The organism is Pectobacterium versatile (genome assembly GCF_003932035.1).
GTDB lineage: Bacteria > Pseudomonadota > Gammaproteobacteria > Enterobacterales > Enterobacteriaceae > Pectobacterium > Pectobacterium versatile.
Map to the genome: position 1 here is coordinate 4952292 of NZ_CP034276.1, position 19788 is coordinate 4972079.

Genomic DNA, 19788 nt, shown 5'->3' on the forward strand with positions numbered 1-19788 from the left:
CGTAATCTTCATCCTCAGGCTGGCTTATTCCGCCACCATAGCAAACGGCGTTTCGGCTGTTTTTCCTGCTGGTTAAAACGGGCATTAACCCCGTTAGCCAGCAGTTCCAGCGACAGACAAAACACAAAGTAGACCAGCGCGACAAACAGGAACACCTCCATCGGGTAGACCATGCTGCGGTTATTGACCTGCGTAGCAAGAAACGTCAGCTCGCCGACCCCGACAATGTAGGCCAGTGAGGTATCTTTAATCAGAGAAATCCATTGGTTGATGAAGGAAGGCACCATCATCCGCAGCGCCTGCGGCAGCACTATCTGCCATAACACCTGCCAGCGGCTTAGCCCCAGAGAAAGTCCAGCCTGCCACTGGCCGCGCCCGATGGCGACAATGCCGGCCTTCACGCCATGCGCCAGATACGCCGAGGCGATCAGTGCCAGCGCACAAACCACGGTAGTAATTTCAGGGATATCGACGCCAAAAACGATCGGCAACAGAAAATACGTCCAGAAAATTAGCATGATGACGGGAATCGCACGGAAGAACCCCAGCACCATCGCCAACAGTGCACTCCACCAGCCTCGGGACATCGCCAGCGCCACGCCTAAAATCGTACCCAATATGGCAGACGCTATGCCCGCCAGCAGGCTCATCACCAGCGTCAGCGCCGCGCCACCCAGCGGGCCATCCGGGAACGTTCCCCACATCAAATAGTCGATGTTATCGGTGATAACGGTAAAATCCATCTTAGTGTCTCTCCGCCAGACTGCGCTGCTGACGCCACATGCCCCAGCCTTCCATCACCGCAATAATCACGATGTACAACACCGTCGCCACACCAAATGCCTGAAACGTACGCAGGGTTTCCGTCTCTACCTGACGCGACGCGTAGGACAATTCAGCGACGCCAATCGCCATCGTCAACGACGAGTTCTTAACGATATTCATGTACTGCCCAAGCAGCGGCGGCAGAGCGATTTTTAGCGCCTGTGGCAATACCACATAACGCATGGATTGGAAGCCAGTTAACCCCAAAGCATGCGCGGCGTACTTCTGCCCGCGCGCGACGCCGCGAATACCGGAGCGGATCTCCTCCGCAATAAACGCGCTGGAGTAGAGCGTCAATCCTGCCAAGCCCGCCAGAAACTCAAAAGAAGGCCACGCTAACGTCGTGCCCAACAGCGAAATAACATGCGGGGTGTTCAGCCATTGCATCATCTCTGAGGGAAAAAGCTGTCCGGCACCGAAATACCAGAAAAACAGCTGCACCAGCAGCGGTGTATTACGAAATAACGAGCTATACGCCACCACAATACCGCGCAGCACATGAATCTGGCTGTCTCTAGCCGCCGCCAACAGAAAACCCAACACCGTAGACAGAACGATCGTACTCAGGGAAAGACCCAGCGTGATCAGGAAACCGTGCCACAGCCAGATGAGGTATTGAGGAGCCAACAGCCACGACTCAAGCGATTGCAGCGCCGTATCCATGCGTTTTATCTCTCTTTGTCATGATTACAAGGTACAAATAGAAATGCCCTCTGCAATGCAGAGGGCTGAGATCATAGCACTGAAGGCGTCAGCTATCAGGATTTAGGTTGTTGATCCAGCGGAGCAAAGGTGAAGTCGCCGCGCGGCTGGGATGATTTCGTGCTCGGCCCGAACCAGCGATCGTAGATTGTCTTCGCTTCACCCTGTTTTTCCAGGTTAATCAGCGTGTCGTTAATTTTCGCCGTCAGACGCTCTTCGCCCTTCGGAATCCCGACGCCCTGATACTCTTTGGTAATGCTGAACGGAGAAATTTCGAACTCAGCCTTCTGTGCATCAGGCACGTTAGCCAGCAGGCCGACCAGTTTGGCATCATCCTGCGTGATGGCCTGAACGTTGCCGTTACGCAGTGCAGCGAAGGCCAGCGGCGTATCATCGTAGGAAATCACTTTGGCTGTCGGGTAATGCTCACGCAGGGTAATCTCCTGCACGGTGCCTTTATCCGCGCCGATGCGCAGCGTTTTGATGTCTTCCGGCGTTTTCAGCACGCCTTTACGGGCGATGAATTTTTGTCCAGTAGCGAAATAAGGAATACTAAAGTTAACCTGCTTGGCACGCTCATCGGTAATGGTGAAGTTCGCGGCGATCAGATCGACTTTCTGCGAACTTAACAAAGGAATACGGTTAGCGGGATTAGTCGCACGCAGCTCAACCTTTACGCCCAACGCCTTACCAATCGCCTCAGCGATATCCACGTCATAACCCACCAGCTTTTTGCTTTGCGGATCGACATAGCCAAACGGCGGATTACTGTCGAAGACGGCAATTTTCACCACACCCGCCTTCTGAATGTCATCTAATTTATCTGCCTGTGCAGCACCAGAAACGGAAGCCAACCCGGCCAATAAAGTCACTGTCAAAATCTGCTTTTTCATTCCCTGCCCCTTAATTATTGGTGTATTAACAGCAGGCTATCAGCAGGGTGAAAACGCGGGAAATAACATAAATAGCTATAATATAACCTTATGTTACTTCGAAATTCTGGCAGATTATCCTGATTCAGGTACAGCTAGGTAGATTGATGAAAAGCGACAGAAAATCTCCTATTCAGACTTGTTCGGAAGAGATAACGGCAGCCAGGCACATTATTACTACGGCTTAAGTGTAAGGAGCGGGAGCAGCATCTGATTGTTTTGCATCCACTCAACCGAATGTTCGCACCGATACGCAATAATTCTTTTTATCGTTGCGAAATCATCCAGCAGGTTCCGGTTGATTATAGGTTCGTGATGAGCAATGCGGTTGCGCAATTTTCTCACTGTTTCTAAATCATTATAGAGATTCTGACGCAGTTGCGCGGCACTCAGGCCCTGTGCGACGGCATGAGGGAAAGCGGTTAGTATGTGATTGTTCCATAAGCGAGTATCAAATCTTCCGGTCAGCATTTTTTGCCAGAAAACAAACTTTAGTTCAGGGATAACTTTTCCCGTCGTTGGCTGATTTCGCCGCCCACTAATCAGATCATCTTTTGGCTTATAGCCATGGATAGGGATCGGTAGGCTTCGCTCAAAACCAATGGACCAAGGCCATCTGTCCCCGTATACCGTTTCAATGACTTCAGAAATAGCATTGCGCGTGAGGACTTCGCACACATGAAGAGGAACAAAAAAAGCGGCTGAGATTTGCGCATTCCACATATAAAGCTTTAAGGCTTTTTCTGTCTGAAGCAAGCCAGTCGGTCCACCGACGACATTTTCATACGTTCCTATTCTGGCCGCAGAGAGGCTATCCTTTATGCTGTTTGACGGCATCGTCAACGATCCTTATACTGACATCACTAGCCACGGGACTTGTTAGCAGTAATGCTTCCCCCCGAGGACAACAGAAGTAGCTATGCAAAAAAGGCTCACTATATGGTGAGCCTTTTTTACTTTCATGCTAGTCCGAGTGAGCTAGCCTATACACTCTATTTACCATAGGCCTATAAAGCGCTGTCAAGGTTATTCCCACTGCCGGTTCTGGATAACAATCCTGTACCCATCATGATCATGAAAAGTCACACCATCTTTACCCCAGTAAGGATTGAACGAGCTGACTCTAGCAAATCCGGCCTCGTCCATTCTTGAACATGCCTCGTCCCATAACACCTTATCCGCGATGTACAAAACCAGTAAATCCTCATCTGATGGAGAAGGTGATACCGGATGGTGGTGGCACTGCGTAAATTCAAGGTGCCAGCCTAAATCACTACGCCCCAACATAGCTCCGCTAAAACCTTCATGGTCTGAAAATGAGCCTAATTTTTTTAGATCAAGCCCACTGCAGTACATTTCACAACTGAGTTTCAGGTTACTAGCTGGTCGCGCTATACGCAGATGGTGAAAATTCATAAAACCTCCGTTGTAATATAACCAGAAATATTTCCCAGCCCTCAGCGTTCATACGCTATGTCAGATGCTTGGTTTATCACAACGCTTCGGCAGTTAAGATAAGCAATTGAATAACGTCCCCTATTTAAGACACGTTGATCCCCTCCACCTATTTTCTTCGCGTATTCAACGCACCTTGTCAGCGTATGCTGACAGCACCAGCCAGGTCATCATCCCCCCAATCAGTCCCCAAAACGCCGCACCGATTCCCCACAACGTCAGCCCTGAGGCGGTAATTAGGAAGGTGACCACCGCAGCATCCCGCTGTTTTTCATCCAGTAAAGCGCGGTACAGGCTGCCTGAAATGGTGCTGAGCAGCGCCAAACCGGCGATAGCGTGAATCAGCGGCTGCGGTAGCGCCGTGAAAAGCTGCCCGATCGATCCGCCAAAAGCACCCGCCAGCAGATAAAATCCACCAGCAGCAACGGCAGCAAGATAGCGTTTCTTCGGATCGGGATGTACATCCGGCCCCATACAGATCGCGGCGGTAATCGCGGCGATACAGACGGAAAAACCACCGAACGGCGTCAAAACCAGCGCGATTAATGCGGTAATACTAATCAGCGGTGATATAGGAACCTGATAGCCAGCGGCTTTCAGCGTGGCAACGCCCGGCGCGTTCTGCGACGCCATCGTGACAACGAAAAATGGAATACCGACACCCAGCAGAGACGCCCATGAAAAATGCGGCGTAATAAACTCCGGTACGGCGAACACCAGCGGCGAATCAGAAACCACAATTTGTCCGCGAAATAAGGCTAGCAGCAGGCCAGCAAGCAGCGTCAGTACAATGGCAAAGCGCGGCAACAGCCGACGGCTGAGCAAATAGGTTATGCACATCGCAAAAGCCAGCCAGAAATCGTGTTGCAGGGAAAGAAAGGCATCCGCACCAAAGCGCAGCAAAATCCCCGCCAGCATCGCAGCAGAAATAGCCTGCGGAATAACATTCATCAGGCGGGCAAAGAGGCCAGTGATTCCACAGATGAAAATAAGCGCGGAGGCAAACAGGAACACGCCGATCGCCTCATTGAGCGAGGTGCCCGGCAGGCTGGTGACCAGCAGCGCCGCCCCTGGTGTTGACCAGGCCGCCAGTATCGGCGCGCGGTAATACAGCGACAGGCTAATAGACGCCAGCCCTTGGGCAATCCCCAGCATGCTTAACCAGCCGCCGATTTGCACCGCACTGGCACCCGCCGCTTCCGCTGCCTGAAAAATGATGGCGGCCGAGCTGGTGTAGCCCACCAGCACCGCAACGAAGCCAGCGATGAGGGTCGAAAAGGTGACATCTTTTAGCGCAAATGACGCAGGCATGGTATACCTTCACTCTTATCGTACGTTATAACGCACAGAAAGCGTTAACATAGCAGTGTGCGCTATAACGCACAAGCAGGAGCCAGTACTGATGTCTGATGAGCTAACCCGCCGTATTGGCAATACGTTGAAAACGTTAAGACAAGAGAAAGGCTGGAGCCTCACGCGTGCGGCAGAAGAAACGGGGGTAAGCAAAGCGATGCTGGGCCAGATCGAGCGGGGTGAATCCAGCCCGACGGTTGCCACGCTGTGGAAAATTGCGACCGGTATGAATGTCGCGTTTTCTAGCTTTATTGAACCGACGCTCGCGGATGAAGACGTGACCTATCGCTCAGGAGCGGGGTCGTCATTCAGGGAAAACGAAGCGGGAATGCACGTTGTGCCGATCTTCCCCTTCGACGAAAAGCTACGTTTTGATATGTTGGTTATTGAGCTGGCGGCGGGAGCCAGCAGCACCTCATCGGCGCATGAAAGCGGGGTGATCGAGCATATTATTGTGCTGGAGGGACAACTGGAGATTACCGTCGATGGACAGACGCATGTGTTGTCCGCTGGTGACGCCTTGCGCTTTGCCGCCGACAGGGAACACCGCTACCACAACCCTGCCGATACCACAGCGCGCTTCCACGACCTGATTCACTATCCTGATAAAAAATAACGCCCTGCAAGCAGGGCGTTATCACGATAAGCGCAAGGACTGGATCACTCTTCCGCTTTATCTTTCTGCGCCAGCAGCTTTTCCAGCGCATCGCCACCTAGGTGACGGAAATCCTGACCTTTGACGAAATAGAAGATAAATTCGCAGATGTTCTGGCAACGGTCACCGATACGCTCGATAGAACGGGCGCAGAACAACGCCGTCAGTACGCTTGGGATGGTGCGAGGATCTTCCATCATGTGGGTCATCAGTTGACGCACAATCCCTTCGTACTCTTTATCCACTTTTTTGTCTTCGCGATAAATACGAATCGCTTCATCCAGATCCATACGGGCAAACGCATCCAGCACGTCATGCAGCATCTGCACGGTGTGGCGCCCTAATGACTCCAGACTCACCAGCAGCGGCTGATGCTGATGGGAGAACTTCTCCAGCGCGGTGCGACAGATTTTATCCGCTACGTCACCGATGCGTTCCAGTTCGGAGATGGTTTTGATGATCGCCATCACCAGACGCAGATCGCTGGCGGTAGGCTGCCTTTTCGCAATAATACGCACGCAGGCTTCATCAATCGCCACTTCCATCATGTTAACTTTGGCGTCACCTTCAATCACCTGCTGAGCCAGCTCTGCATCCTGATTATGCATCGCGGTAATCGCGTCACTCAGCTGTTGCTCCACCAGCCCGCCCATGGTCAGGACCTGCGTGCGGATGTGTTCCAGTTCGGCGTTAAACTGACCGGAAATGTGTTTGTTCAGATTCAGATTATCCATGATGCTTTCCTAATCAACCGTAACGGCCGGTGATGTAATCTTCAGTCTGTTTCTGCCGTGGAGCAGTAAACAGGGTATCAGTATCGCTGAACTCAATCAGCTCACCCAAATACATAAACGCCGTATGATCTGAACAACGCGCTGCCTGCTGCATATTGTGCGTCACGATGACCACGGTGTAGTCTTTTTTCAGCTCGGAGATCAGTTCTTCAATGCGGCCAGTAGAAATCGGGTCAAGCGCAGAACAGGGTTCATCCAGCAGCAAGACATCTGGGCGAATCGCGATACCACGCGCAATACATAAACGCTGCTGTTGACCACCAGACAGGCTATAGCCACTCTGGTGCAGCTTATCTTTCGTCTCTTGCCACAGCGCGGCTTTGGTCAGCGCCCACTGAACGCGTTCATCCATATCGGCACGAGACAGCTTTTCAAACAGACGCACACCAAACGCGATGTTGTCGTAAATCGACATCGGGAACGGCGTCGGCTTCTGGAACACCATGCCGACTTTGGCGCGCAGCAGCGCGATATCTTGCTTATCCGTCAGGATGTTATTGCCATCCAGCAGAATGTCGCCTTCAGCGCGCTGCTCAGGGTAGAGCTGATACATTTTATTCAGCGTACGCAGCAGCGTGGATTTACCACAGCCGGACGGGCCGATAAACGCGGTAACCTGATTCGCGGCAATATCCAGCGTAATGTTTTTCAACGCATGGAATTTTCCGTAATAGAAATTCAGATCGCGTACCTGGATTTTGTTGGATGTCTCAGTAGCCATACTCATCAAGACTTCTCTCTTTTTCCTGGCGCTGCTTGGCAGCACCTTGAATTTATTTAATGTTTCTCAGAAAACGACTATTTCTTAGCGAATTAGTGCTTCTTGGCAGAGAAAATAACGCGCGCCAGAATATTCAGCAGCAGCACACACATCGTAATCAGCAGTACGCCCGCCCAAGCCAGCTGTTGCCACTCCACAAACGGACTCATGGCAAACTTAAATATGGTGACCGGCAGGTTAGCAATCGGATGCATCATATCCGTGCTCCAGAACTGATTCGACAGCGACGTAAACAGCAGCGGCGCGGTTTCCCCAGCAATACGCGCGATGGCCAACAATACCCCGGTGATGATGCCCGATACCGATGCCTTCAGCGTAATCGCAGAAATCATTTTCCATTTCGGCGTACCCAGCGCATAAGCCGCTTCACGCAGGCTATCTGGCACCAGTTTAAGCATGTTCTCGGTGGTACGAATCACAATCGGCACCTGCAACAGCGCCAGCGCAATCACCCCCGCCCAGCCGGAGAAGTGCTGCATTTTTGCCACCACCAGCGTGTAGACAAACAGACCCACCACAATCGACGGTGCTGACAGCAGAATGTCGTTGATGAAACGAATCACTTCGGCGATCCAGGATTTACGACCGTATTCCGCCAGATAGATACCCGCCATAATACCCAGCGGCGTCCCCAGTAGCGTCGCCCACAGGATCAGCAATCCGCTCCCGACGATGGCATTCGCCAATCCACCACCCGCCGTATTAGGCGGCGGCGTCATTTCGGTAAACAACGCCAGAGACATGCCATCCACGCCTCGGGTCACGGTCGAAAACAGGATCCAGACCAGCCAGAACAGGCCGAACACCATCGTGGACATGGATAAGAACAGCGCAATGCGGTTCTTCTGGCGACGCCAGGCCTGCATTTTACGCCGCGAACGCTCCAGAGCAGCGTCTTGCTCTATGCCTAATGTAGCCATTAGCGCGCCCCCTCATTTTTAGCCAGACGCATCACCATCAGCTTTGAACATGCCAGAACAATAAAGGTAATCACAAACAGAATCAGCCCCAGTTCCATCAGTGCCGCCGTGTGCAAGCCGGATTCAGCTTCGGCGAACTCGTTCGCCAACGCAGAGGTAATACTGTTGCCTGGCATATACAGCGACGCGCTGTCGAGCTGGTAGGTGTTACCGATGATAAAGGTCACCGCCATGGTTTCCCCCAACGCGCGCCCTAGTCCCAACATCACACCGCCGATCACGCCATTTTTGGTGTAAGGCAGCACAATGCGCCAGATGACTTCCCACGTCGTACAGCCAATGCCGTAAGCGGACTCTTTCATCATCACCGGCGTTTGCTCAAACACGTCACGCATCACCGCCGCAATGTACGGGATAATCATGATGGCCAGAATGACGCCAGCCGCCAGAATACCGATCCCGAATGCCGGGCCGGAGAACAGCGAGCCAACAATAGGAATACCGGACAGGACGTTGCCTACCGGTTGTTGGAAGTATTTGGCAAACAGCGGAGCGAAAATGAACAGCCCCCACATGCCGTAGACAATACTCGGTATGGCCGCCAGCAATTCAATTGCCACGCCAAGCGGACGCTTCAACCAGGCTGGTGCCAGTTCTGTCAGAAATAGCGCAATCCCGAAGCTAATCGGAATCGCAATAATCAGTGCAATCAGTGAGGTAACGATGGTGCCGTAAATCGGAACCAGTGCACCAAACTGCTCTGCGGGCGCATCCCACTCTTTCGTCCACAAGAAGGCAAAACCGAACTTCTCGATGCTAGGCCAGGACGCCACAATCAGGGAAACAATGATGCCACCCAATAGCAGTAGCGTGACCAGCGCCGCCAGTTTTACCAGCGCGCTGAAGAGGATATCGCCATATTTTCCCGGGGCTTTGATAGTTGGCTTGTACTCCGCCATACGTCTCTCTTCTCGTTTTAACTACATTTGATAAGCTATTGAAGGCAGAGAGGTTACTATCACCTCTCCGCCCCGATACGACGTGTTATTCCACTACGTATTTCCCAGAACCTGACAACCTCATCACGCTCTGATTATCAACACGACGTGTCGATACAATAATTAGTACAGTGCTTTACCGCTGCTGTCTTTTACCTGGGTTTTCCAGGCAGCACGGATTTGCTCAACCACTTCTTTTGGCAGTGTGGCGTAATCCAGCGCTTCAGCTTGCTCGCCGCCTTTCTTGAACGCCCAGTCGAAGAATTTCAACACTTCAGCGCCCTGCTCAGGTTTTTCCTGTTTGGTGTGAACCAGGATGAACGTGGTTGAGGTGATCGGCCATGCATCAGCGCCTTTCTGGTTAGTCAGATCCTGAGCGAAAGACTTGCTCCAGTCGATCTCTTTAGCCGCGTTGCTGAAGCTAGCGCCAGTCGGGCTAACCGCTTTGCCATCGGCAGAAATCAGTTTGGTGTAAGCCAGGTTGTTCTGCTTGGCATACGCGTATTCTACGTAACCGATAGAACCAGGCAGACGTTGTACGAACGCCGCGATACCATCGTTACCTTTACCGCCCAGACCGGTTGGCCAGTTCACGGTAGAACCTGCGCCAATCTTCTCTTTCCACTCTGGGTTCACTTTTGCCAGATAGCTGGTGAACACGAAAGACGTACCAGAGCCGTCAGCACGACGAACCACAGCAATGTCCTGATCCGGCAGCTTGGCATTCGGGTTCAGTTTAGTGATTGCTGGGTCGTTCCATTTTTTGATGTTACCCAGGTAGATATCACCCAGCGTTTTACCATCCAGCGTTAAATCGCCAGATTTGATACCAGGAACGTTCACTGCCAGCACCACGCCACCGATAACGGTTGGGAACTGGAATAAACCATCCTGTGCTAATTTGTCGTCAGCCAGAGGGGCGTCAGAAGCACCGAAATCGACCGTTTTAGCGATAATCTGTTTTACACCGCCAGAAGAACCGATGCCTTGATAGTTAACTTTATTACCGGTTTCTTTTTGATAGGAGTCAGCCCATTTGGCATAAACAGGCGCAGGGAATGTCGCACCGGCACCGGTGAGGTTAGCAGCAGCTAAAGCAGAAAATGCCGTCAGAGAAAGGGTTGCCGCAACAACACTGGCAAGAGTGGTACGCATCGGTTTCATAATCCCTCCTGTGGGATACTCAAACGTGTCGACGTAACGTCGTTATCTATCAGAGTTATCAAATCAGAGTGTAGTTCGCAGGAGGAAAAATAGGACAGTTTGGTGACAGTAAAATGTACGCAATATGACAGTTTTATGACAATGACGCAGGATGCAGGAAAATTCAGGCATCACCAGCCAGAACAGGCGTTCTGACTGGTAGAGGAGATCGGTCAGTGAGTCTGGCTATGGCTAAGCAATTTGTAAATCGTATCAGGCTTATAGCTATCGCCCTGATAATAAATCGCCCAGTCGGTTACCCACGATATATCAATAGAATACACACCGCCTTCCTGCATATCCTCAACGTAGAACGGATGATTGATTAATGTCCCCGTGACGACCGCGTCGTCGATTTTTTCGGGCACAAACCACATGTGTTCACGCTCTTCTCCCGCTTCGCCATGAGGAATGCCAAACTTCACCATAAAGCGCCATTCACTTTCGACGGGTTTAGGTGATTTTTTGAGTAGTTTAGCTAAAAAACCGGGCTTAGCCGGTTCGTCATTCACATGATAATTTTTAAACATGTTGACGAAATAACGCCAGCGCAGCTGCGCTTTACGTGACATTTCTGCCGTTTCCGCGTTCGTGCGCCAGAACATGATGGCATTCTGCTCATCAAACCCTTTAAAGAACGTTTGCAGTACCGGATTTTCCTCGTTGGTACGAAACAGCATGCAGGAAGGCTCCTGATGCACGTCATCCCGATCGGCGCGATCGCCCAGAAACACGCCTTCCGGCGTTCCTTCCAGATCGTAGTGCATCTCTTCCAGAGGCCGCAGTTGATCAATCGGTGTGGATTGATTCACATGCCGTAGCCCTTCTTCAAACGGCAACGCCACCAGATATTCATAGCCGCTGTCCGTTTGCCCGCACAGAATCGGCTCATTAAAGGTAATCTGCTGATTTTGAATAGCATTATTAACAAAGCTTCGGAATAAATCCGGGATGCCATAATACGAACTCAGCGTTTCAGGAATAACTAATTCAGCCTCCGTCAGGCCGCATCGCGCCAGACCATGCGAGTGGAACCAGAATGTCGTTGGCGGATCGTTCTCGGTGTCGTACACGGCATGAATGGTATACAGCGATTCAATTTCCGGCAGGACATCATCTTCCAACTGAAAATTCAGCCATTCACGGGTAAACACGTTACCGGCAGCGGAAATATCGATACCCAGGAGAAAATCCGGCACCACGGCGCTTAATAAGCGGAGTTGATGAACGTAATCTTCCAGCGGATTGGGGCCAAAAATACACTCAACCATCACTTCCTGCGTTGCCGCATTAGCCTGCGCCAGCAGCTCCGGCGAAATCTCATCGGTTGAATGTATCGGCGTGATGCTATTCTCGGGATCGCGTTCCGATACCTCAAGATAAAAGGTCAGCTCGCGATCGTGATGACGACAGGTATAAAAGAATCCGCCCTGTTCCTGCTCGGTATAGCTTATTTCGCCTTCGGTGAAAAATGACTGCGCCTCTAACAAGCTCTCCAACAGTGGATAGTTCATCTCTCGTGAGGAGAAAGCCACCATCGTTGAAGGCGCTTTTTCACCCTTCCCTTCAGCGATATCCAGATATTGTTGTTTGTTATTCATCATGAACCCGTTAACGTTCTCAATCCATTATTGCCAACGACGGAAAATCAGCGACGTATTGATGCCGCCAAAGGCGAAGTTATTAGACTGGATATAATCCGTCTCAATATGGCGTGGCTCACCCATGATATAATCCAGCTCGCCACAGTCTTCCGCAGGTTGCCGTAAATTAAGCGTCGGTGCAAACCACCCTTCACGCATCATTTCAATACTCATCCACGCTTCAAGCGCACCACAGGCGCCCAGCGTATGGCCGAAATAGCTTTTCAGCGACGAAATCGGTGTGGCGTTACCAAACACGGCGGCGGTAGCCTGACTCTCCGCGACATCGCCCCGATCGGTTGCGGTACCGTGTGCGCTGATATAACCCACATCGCCGGGTTGCAAACCCGCGCAGCGCAGCGATCCTTCAATGCAAATCTGCATGGTTTCACGCTGGGGTTGCGTAATATGTGCCGCATCACAGTTGGTGTAAAACCCAACCAGTTCGGCATAAATCGTCGCACCGCGTGCCAGAGCATGCTCAAGTTCTTCCAGCACTAACGTCCCCGCACCTTCCCCAATAACCAGACCGTCACGGCTGGTGTCAAAAGGAGACGGCGTCGTTTCTGGCGCATCGTTGCGTTGGCTGGTGGCGAACAGCGTATCAAACACCGCCGCTTCTGACGGACACAACTCTTCCGCACCGCCCGCCACCATAACCGTCTGATAACCATGACGAATCGCTTCCCAAGCGTAGCCAATCGCCTGACTTCCTGACGTACAGGCGCTGGATGTCGGAATCACACGGCCGCGCAGCCCGAAAAACAGGCCAGCATTCACCGCGGTGGTATGCGGCATCATCTGCACATAGGTCGTACCGGTAATATTATTGGTGTGCTTTTCTGTCAGCATGGTGGCGAATTCGCTCACCGGCCCCGTGCTGCCCGTTGAGGAGCCGTAAGCAATGCCGGTTTCTCCGTTAGTCAGCACCGGATGACCAATCAACCCAGCCTGTTCCAGCGCCAGCTCGGTTGCTCGGGTTGCCATCAGAGACACGCGCCCCATCGAACGGATGCGTTTACGCGTGTAGTGTTCTGGCAAACTGAAGTGATCAATCGGCGAGCCCAACTGCGTATTCAGGCCATCATAAACCTGCCATTCGGGCATCTTACGTATCGCATTGCGACCCGCACGCAACCCGTCCGAGACGCTTTCCCAGGATTCACCGAACGCGGTGACACCACCCATTCCCGTTACCACGACACGACGCATCACAGCATCCCTCCATTAATAGAAATGACCTGACGCGTGACATAACTCGCGATATCGGACATAAGATAACTCGCCAGCCCTGCGACTTCTTCCGCCTGCCCCATGCGTTTCATGGGAATCATCTTCATGGCTTCTTCAACGGCGACGGGCTCCATTTGAATCATGCCAGTATCAATCAAACCGGGAGCGATGCAGTTAACGGTGATTTTTCGCTTCGCCAGTTCGATAGCCAGCGCTTTCGTTGCGCCGATAATGCCCGCTTTTGCTGCACTGTAGTTGACCTGCCCCCGATTCCCCATGATCCCGGAAACAGAAGACAGCGTGATAATTCGTCCGCCTTTACGCAGGCCGATCATCGGCATCACACAGGGATGAATCACGTTATAGAAGCTATCGAGATTGGTGTGAATGACGCTATCCCACGCCTGCTCGTCGAGGGCGGGAAAAGCACCGTCACAGGTGATCCCCGCATTACTGACCACGCCATAGTAAGCACCATGCGCCTCAATATCCTGTTCGATCACGGTGCGACACGTTTCCCGATCGGCAATATCGAAGCTGACGATACGACCGGAACCGTGTTGTGCCGTAATCTGGCGTAAGGTTTCCTGCGCCCCGTTTTCATCACGGTGATAATGCACCACCACGGTAAAACCATCCGCCGCCAGACGCAGCGCAATGGCTCGACCAATCCCCTTACTAGCACCGGTCACTAACACAGAGCGCGTCATGCCTGTTTTCCCGGTTTTCATAATAGTTTTCCCGGTTGTCATCGTCGTTCTTCCGGTTGTCATAATAGCTTTCCCTGTTCTAAAAGTGCTTTTAACTCATGTTCGTCAGGCTGATAGGTGTTCAACCGGCCAGAGGCATACGTCTCCCTAGCTATCGCGATCTCACCCTCAAAGCTACCAATTTTATCGTCACGCATCAGCAGGGTAACGGTCACATCAAGCAGGGAGCCAGCAGGAAAACTATCCTGTTTACAGCGATAACCCCGCCCGCCCAGCAACATGCCGGGACGCGGCTTCTCTTCCAGACCACTGCTCTGATGCCCGTGCCAGCCAGACCAGACCCCGATCGTTTGAGCAATAATTTCGATACCAAACCAGGCTGGCAGATGTCCCTGCGCATTCAGAAATGGTGCCAAAATGCTCTCGCGGCTGACTGCCACACGGCAGTGCGCGTGTTCATCATCAACATGGATCACCTCGTCCACCAGCACCATAGGGGCTGAATGGGGCAGATAAGCTGCCGCAGCCAGATACTCACTCATGATTCGTCCCCAGGATCAGACACGTATTGTTGCCACCAAACGCAAAAGAATTAGACAGAATGACCGGGCGGGTCAGCGGAGCTGGCTCACGGAGCAAGCCGCATGATGGCAGTGAGGCATCGGGATGACTGCGTGAGAAATCTTGCGCGGGCAAAGGAAGATCCCGCGTCAGCAGCAGCCAGCAGATCGCGGCTTCACTAATCCCCGCCGCTCCCAGCGTATGGCCGGTAAGGTGTTTGGTTGAGCTACAAGGCACACTATCGCCAAAAACGGCGTGAACCACATTGGCTTCAATCTGGTCATTCAGACGCGTGGCGGTACCGTGTAAATTGATATAGCCCACATCCTCGGGCTGCAATCCCGCTTGCGACAACGCCATAGTTATCGCGCGAATTGCCCCTTCGCCTTCTGGGTGTGGTGCTGACATATGGTAAGCATCTGATGATTCTCCGACACCCAATACCGCCACGCGATCGGGCTGCGGCCCGATCAGCATAAGCGCAACGCCTTCACCGATGGTGATCCCATTACGTTCTTCGCTGAACGGCTGGCAGCGCGTTGAAGATAGCGATTCAAGGCTATCAAAGCCATTTAGCGGCATACGGCTCAGCGTATCCGCGCCGCCAACGATAGCGACATCCACCAGCCCGGCATCAATCAATCGTTTACCGCTGATCAGCGCTCTGGCGCTGGAAGAGCAAGCGGTTGATATGGTGTAAGCGGGTCCATTTAACTTCAGATAGGCAGCCAGAAATCGGGAAGGATCGCCAAGTTCCTGCTGCGCATAGTGATAAGTGGAAATATTTTCGCTGACGTAACGATCGGCCTCATCCAACCCTGAGGTGCTGGTGCCCAAAATCACCGCTACCCGGTCGGAGCCAAACTGCGCGATAGCCGCGTCAACCTGAGGCCGAATTTGCTCCAGGGCGGCGAGCAATAGCTGGTTATTACGGCTGTTATGCGCCGCCAATTCTACAGGGATAACCGGTAATTCCGCATCCACCTTCCCTGTCCAACAGGGTTTATCGTGCAGCAGCCATCCGGTATCAGGGCGCATGCCCGGCGCATGACCGCTAGCAAGGTTGTCGGCAATCTCATCCAGATTATTGCCCAGCGCATTCAGCGCCCCGACGGCGTTAATGTAAATCATGCTAACTATCCAGATGTTGAATCACGATGTGATAACCAAAGACGAATTGCTGAACGCTCATCGGCACGCGCTGGTTATTCCGCGTCATATAGCGAATTTCAGTAATTAGCGTGCCGCGATCGTCACGCAGTTGTCTCTTATCCTCGCTATCTTTCAGCGTCCACCCCGCTGGTAGCTGCGTCTGCCACACGGCGATCGGCCAGTGGCTCAGCATGATATCCGCCAGAACCTGACTGGCTGGTGGCAACTGCGGCAGGACGATGGACTGTTCAGTATGAACGCCCTGCGCATCGTAGGTGACCTTAAACAGACGAATACCGATAGAGGAAAGCCCGACCAGAGAAAGCTGCTTATCATCGGCATTCAGCATTACCAGCAGCGATTGCTGCTTACCGTCAAAGGTGCCCGTCAATAGCTGCTGTTCGTTGACCGACGGGGTAATGGCTGGTGCGGGTAGCGTGACTTTCACACCCGGTTTGAGCCACGCCTGTGGGCGGTTATCATCATGCTGTTTGCTGGCACAGCTGCTTAGCAGCAGCACACCAATAAGCAGAAGCCCACGTCGCAATAATGTCATTTTCGTTTCCCTTTTGAATCAGGCAACGCCAGAGGCGCCAGCAAGAAGGCGATAAAAATACCGCTACAAAGCACAATCCCGAAGCTGCTGATGGCCTGAGTGCTGCTGAAAACCAACATACCCAGCGTCAGCAGGGCAACGCACATCGCCAGCGTCACCGCCAGCAGCGAGGTCATCGGTGTACCGCGTGGGTTACTGAAAAACAGCGTGTAATTGATGCCGATGCCCAGCACCAGAACCAGCGCCAACAATGAGAACAGGTTCAGCGAATGACCGCTCAACGCCAGCACCGCCAGTCCGCCGCCCAGCGACAGCACCGACGGCACCACATTGACTAATCCACGGCGCAGCCCAAGACGAATCACGTAGCTCAGCGCAATCACCGCCAGCGCTGCCATCAACAACCATCCCAGCATGACGCGATAGAAACCGAACAGGGCATCGAATGTCCCTTTTCTGTCGATCCATTCCACGCCCGGCAACGTTTTGGCCATCTGTCCCAGCGCGGCGCTATCGCTCACGCCACTTACCGGAACCAGAACACCGCTTTTCCCATTAGGTAACGTCAACCACAGCAGTCGCCACCCTTCACTGATCGGGCTATCGAGCCAGCGCTCCGGTGTGACCGGCATCGGTTGCACATCCGGCATCGCCACATCAACGCCCGTGTCTTTAAGACGCTCGATAACCGCTGGTGCGGCAGACGCAATAAGCTGACTATCGCGCTGTTGCTGAGCCTGAGAAGAAAGCGGCAGTAACCGGAACTGCTTTAGCCATGCCTGTTGCTGCGCGTCACGCAGTTTAGGCGCGAGCTGTTCCAGACGCAGCAATGTCTCCTCAGCACTATCACCGTAGACGACAAACCAGGTTTGATCGGCACTCTGTCCCGTTAATGCCGTCAACTGCCGCTCTTGCTGCATCAAATCCTGCGGCAACGCCTGTAGCTGAGAGATATCATCATTGACCTCCAGCCGCAGCAGCCCCACGACAGAAAGCACCAGCAGCGCCAGCGGGATCCCCAAACGCACGCCACGTTGGCGCCGCCATGCAGCCAGCCAGCGCCCCATCAGCACCATAGCGGGAACGGGCCTGACCGGCAGTCCCTTAACCAGAAAAGGATACCAGCACACCACGGTCAGGCAGGAGGCGGTCAGCCCGGTTGCGGCGAACACCGCCAGCTGCTGTAAGCCGGGGAACGGTGCCAGCGCCATAATCAAGTAAGCCACCACCGCCGTTCCCAGCGCGAGCAGAAGCGCGGGCAGCACTTTTTTCAGGCTTTCCATCGCGGAAACATGGCCGCCGTGGACCATCCGTTCGGTCAAATAATAGAGCGTATAATCCGCTGAAATCCCGACGATGCTGATACTCATGACCAGCGTCATCAAATGCAGTTCACCGAACAGCAGCAGCGTAAATACCGTGCCTGCCAGCGCACCGATGCCGACCGATAATCCACATAGCAAGAGCGGGCGCGGTGAACGAAACACAAAGAAGATCAGCAACAGAACGCCCGCTACGGTGGCGACGCCAAGGGTAGAGACATCCTGTCTGGCTTGTTGGCTGGCATAGTTACTGAACAGTACTGTCCCGCGAGTGAGCACGTCGGCATCAGGGAATGCGGCCTTGAGATCGCGTTCAAGGGCATCTAATTTATCAACCAGTTGCTGGTTACGCGCCATGTCAAACGAGCCAGCGCTAAGCTCACCGTGCAGAAAGTACCAGATGCGGCCTTCTGCATCTTTTGTCGTTAACCAACCTTGCGACAACCCCAACTGACTGGCATTTTGCTGCAACGCCAGTTGGGAACCGCGCACCAGCATCAAAGGGTCGTGATTTAACTCTTTACCGCTCACGCCAGCAAACGCGGAATAAAGCTGTGCCAGCACCCAATCGGCCTGCGCCGCACCACCATTCTCCAGCCGCGCGCGCGTGACGGGATCGACCAGACCATTGCGATGTTCAAAAACGAATTTCCCCCATCGCTGCTGCTGTTCGGCATCAATAGGGCCATTAACCTGCTGTAGATCGGGAAGCGCACGCAGGTGCTTCAGCCACCAATCCGCTACCGCGGGGTCCGCCTGCTTGCCCGGCGTCACTAGCCACACCATCTGCCGATCGAGACGCTGCATAAAGCCTTGCTGTAGCTCCGGGGGAAGTGCGCCCATCGATTGCTTAGGCAACAGAGCCAATACACTACTGTTGATCTGCGCCTTCGGTAGCAGCAGCGCCAGCGCCGCGATCAGCACAACACAGCAGCCAATCCAAACCCGCGCTGCGCGACGAATGCCGTCAGAAAACGAAACGCTGTTGCTCATCATCACTCAACATCCGGGGTTCGATCCGCTGATTGCTCAGCGTAATTCGGGTCATGTCGCCTTGGCGGTCATCCAGCGCAATGCCGTCAAGAAATTCACCGCCGTTCAGCGTAATGGTGTTGAACAGTTTATCTAACGGCGACGTTTTGGGCGTCAGCACCAGTCTCCACTGCTGCTGACCGAGATCGGTAAAATCGATGGAAAAATTCTGTTCTAATACGTGACGATCGGCCTGAAACAAGGCACGTAACAGGTGGTTAAACTGAAACATCTGTGGATTGCTTTCCGCCGTAACGATCTGCGGCGCTTGCCCATTCATTACCTGAACCATCCGTGTTTCGTCCAACACCATCGTCAGCGGAAACGGCGTGGCCTGATGCCACCACAGCCCTTTATCCTGCGCGATTAACAGCTGCCCACCGGACTTCAGCGGCTTTGCCATCCCCTTTATTTCACGCAGTTGGGTGAAATCAGCCCGCACAACAGGCTGGCTACTGAACCGTTGTTGTAAATCATCCAGCGTAACGGCCTGCGCCATACCGCTCAACAGCACAAAAACCGCGACAATCAGTCGTATCATGGCGTCACTCCAAGGCGCTCAAACAAAATGGGGGGAGAAACAAAACTCAGCTCGCGGCATCCTTCCTGTACCGCGACCTGAATCGTATAGCCGGTCGTGGCACGTTGGCCGCTTTCAGCATCGAAAATCTGGTAGGCGATACGCAAACGATTCTCGACTTCCTCAATAGTGGCGCGAATGCGTATACGCTGCTCGTAAGTCAGCGCCGCACGGTATTTCACCCGCGTATCGACCACCGGCCATACATAGCCAGAGGCCTGCATTTCGCGATAGCCGTAGTTAAATTTGCTAAGCAGCGCCTCGCGCGCCACTTCAAAAAAACGAAAATAGTTGCCATGCCATACCACGCCCATCGGATCGCAGTCATGGAAAGATACCGTCAGTTCAACTTCATGGCTTAAGCGGGAATCGTTTAGCACC

General features: G+C 53.1%; 21 protein-coding genes. 1 reads left to right on the forward strand and 20 read right to left on the reverse strand.

What is annotated here, in order from left to right; translation table 11 throughout:
• Nucleotides 1–14: 14 nt before the first annotated feature.
• The 6 genes from EIP93_RS22395 to EIP93_RS22420 all read right to left on the reverse strand — a co-directional run bounded on the left by EIP93_RS22395 (nucleotide 15) and on the right by EIP93_RS22420 (nucleotide 5225).
• Nucleotides 15–743: an amino acid ABC transporter permease gene (locus EIP93_RS22395; protein WP_039475211.1), complete on the reverse strand. Its 729-nt coding sequence runs from the start codon at nucleotides 741–743 to the stop codon at nucleotides 15–17.
• A gap of 1 nt (nucleotide 744) precedes the next feature.
• Nucleotides 745–1488: an amino acid ABC transporter permease gene (locus EIP93_RS22400; protein WP_119159058.1), complete on the reverse strand. Its 744-nt coding sequence runs from the start codon at nucleotides 1486–1488 to the stop codon at nucleotides 745–747.
• A gap of 95 nt (nucleotides 1489–1583) precedes the next feature.
• The gene (locus tag EIP93_RS22405; RefSeq protein WP_010681432.1) at nucleotides 1584–2420 is read right to left on the reverse strand and encodes an ABC transporter substrate-binding protein; all 837 of its coding nucleotides are present in this window, start codon (nucleotides 2418–2420) and stop codon (nucleotides 1584–1586) included.
• A gap of 216 nt (nucleotides 2421–2636) precedes the next feature.
• Nucleotides 2637–3296 carry a hypothetical protein gene (locus EIP93_RS22410; RefSeq protein ID WP_103972051.1) on the reverse strand — a complete coding sequence of 220 codons (660 nt, stop codon included), beginning with the start codon at nucleotides 3294–3296 and terminating at the stop codon, nucleotides 2637–2639.
• Between the two features lie 189 nt (nucleotides 3297–3485).
• Nucleotides 3486–3875 carry a VOC family protein gene (locus EIP93_RS22415; protein ID WP_103972050.1) on the reverse strand — a complete coding sequence of 130 codons (390 nt, stop codon included), beginning with the start codon at nucleotides 3873–3875 and terminating at the stop codon, nucleotides 3486–3488.
• Between the two features lie 165 nt (nucleotides 3876–4040).
• A complete protein-coding gene (locus tag EIP93_RS22420; protein ID WP_125233295.1) occupies nucleotides 4041–5225 on the reverse strand; it encodes a benzoate/H(+) symporter BenE family transporter in 1185 nt (394 codons plus the stop codon).
• A 91-nt stretch (nucleotides 5226–5316) separates the two neighbouring features.
• Here EIP93_RS22420 and EIP93_RS22425 point away from each other — a divergent pair, with 91 nt between their 5' ends.
• Complete coding sequence (locus tag EIP93_RS22425) at nucleotides 5317–5883, forward strand: helix-turn-helix domain-containing protein (RefSeq protein ID WP_125233296.1); 567 nt, start codon at nucleotides 5317–5319, stop codon at nucleotides 5881–5883.
• A gap of 44 nt (nucleotides 5884–5927) precedes the next feature.
• Here EIP93_RS22425 and phoU read toward each other — a convergent pair whose 3' ends face one another.
• The 14 genes from phoU to EIP93_RS22495 all read right to left on the reverse strand — a co-directional run bounded on the left by phoU (nucleotide 5928) and on the right by EIP93_RS22495 (nucleotide 19787).
• Nucleotides 5928–6656, reverse strand: a complete 729-nt coding sequence (gene phoU / locus EIP93_RS22430; protein WP_010308605.1) for a phosphate signaling complex protein PhoU — start codon at nucleotides 6654–6656, stop codon at nucleotides 5928–5930.
• A 13-nt stretch (nucleotides 6657–6669) separates the two neighbouring features.
• On the reverse strand, nucleotides 6670–7443 hold the full coding sequence (gene pstB / locus EIP93_RS22435) for a phosphate ABC transporter ATP-binding protein PstB (RefSeq protein ID WP_010681437.1): 774 nt from the start codon (nucleotides 7441–7443) through the stop codon (nucleotides 6670–6672).
• Nucleotides 7444–7529: 86 nt separating this feature from the next.
• The gene (pstA, locus tag EIP93_RS22440) at nucleotides 7530–8417 is read right to left on the reverse strand and encodes a phosphate ABC transporter permease PstA (protein ID WP_039275952.1); all 888 of its coding nucleotides are present in this window, start codon (nucleotides 8415–8417) and stop codon (nucleotides 7530–7532) included.
• The gene (pstC, locus tag EIP93_RS22445; protein ID WP_039487834.1) at nucleotides 8417–9376 is read right to left on the reverse strand and encodes a phosphate ABC transporter permease PstC; all 960 of its coding nucleotides are present in this window, start codon (nucleotides 9374–9376) and stop codon (nucleotides 8417–8419) included. Before pstC ends, pstA begins: the two co-directional genes overlap by 1 nt.
• A 162-nt stretch (nucleotides 9377–9538) precedes the next feature.
• Nucleotides 9539–10579 (reverse strand): phosphate ABC transporter substrate-binding protein PstS, encoded by a 1041-nt coding sequence (gene pstS / locus EIP93_RS22450; RefSeq protein ID WP_103862418.1) that lies wholly within the window; start codon nucleotides 10577–10579, stop codon nucleotides 9539–9541.
• A gap of 212 nt (nucleotides 10580–10791) precedes the next feature.
• Nucleotides 10792–12219 (reverse strand): DUF4026 domain-containing protein, encoded by a 1428-nt coding sequence (locus tag EIP93_RS22455; protein WP_125233376.1) that lies wholly within the window; start codon nucleotides 12217–12219, stop codon nucleotides 10792–10794.
• Between the two features lie 27 nt (nucleotides 12220–12246).
• Nucleotides 12247–13473, reverse strand: coding sequence for a beta-ketoacyl-ACP synthase (locus EIP93_RS22460; RefSeq protein ID WP_039493924.1), 1227 nt, complete (start codon nucleotides 13471–13473; stop codon nucleotides 12247–12249).
• Complete coding sequence (locus tag EIP93_RS22465; RefSeq protein ID WP_039493990.1) at nucleotides 13473–14204, reverse strand: 3-ketoacyl-ACP reductase FabG2; 732 nt, start codon at nucleotides 14202–14204, stop codon at nucleotides 13473–13475. The genes EIP93_RS22460 and EIP93_RS22465 overlap by 1 nt, the downstream gene beginning before the upstream one ends.
• Nucleotides 14205–14263: 59 nt before the next feature.
• Nucleotides 14264–14746: a hotdog family protein gene (locus EIP93_RS22470; protein ID WP_039493926.1), complete on the reverse strand. Its 483-nt coding sequence runs from the start codon at nucleotides 14744–14746 to the stop codon at nucleotides 14264–14266.
• Entirely contained in the window at nucleotides 14739–15896 is a 1158-nt protein-coding gene (locus tag EIP93_RS22475) for a beta-ketoacyl-[acyl-carrier-protein] synthase family protein (protein WP_039493928.1), read from the reverse strand. The genes EIP93_RS22470 and EIP93_RS22475 overlap by 8 nt, the downstream gene beginning before the upstream one ends.
• Nucleotide 15897: 1 nt before the next feature.
• Nucleotides 15898–16473: a DUF3261 domain-containing protein gene (locus EIP93_RS22480; RefSeq protein WP_039493934.1), complete on the reverse strand. Its 576-nt coding sequence runs from the start codon at nucleotides 16471–16473 to the stop codon at nucleotides 15898–15900.
• The gene (locus EIP93_RS22485) at nucleotides 16470–18791 is read right to left on the reverse strand and encodes an MMPL family transporter (protein WP_103972045.1); all 2322 of its coding nucleotides are present in this window, start codon (nucleotides 18789–18791) and stop codon (nucleotides 16470–16472) included. The genes EIP93_RS22480 and EIP93_RS22485 overlap by 4 nt, the downstream gene beginning before the upstream one ends.
• Entirely contained in the window at nucleotides 18763–19368 is a 606-nt protein-coding gene (locus tag EIP93_RS22490) for a LolA family protein (protein ID WP_039546171.1), read from the reverse strand. Before EIP93_RS22490 ends, EIP93_RS22485 begins: the two co-directional genes overlap by 29 nt.
• The gene (locus tag EIP93_RS22495; RefSeq protein ID WP_010681449.1) at nucleotides 19365–19787 is read right to left on the reverse strand and encodes an acyl-CoA thioesterase; all 423 of its coding nucleotides are present in this window, start codon (nucleotides 19785–19787) and stop codon (nucleotides 19365–19367) included. The genes EIP93_RS22490 and EIP93_RS22495 overlap by 4 nt, the downstream gene beginning before the upstream one ends.
• Nucleotide 19788: the final 1 nt, after the last annotated feature.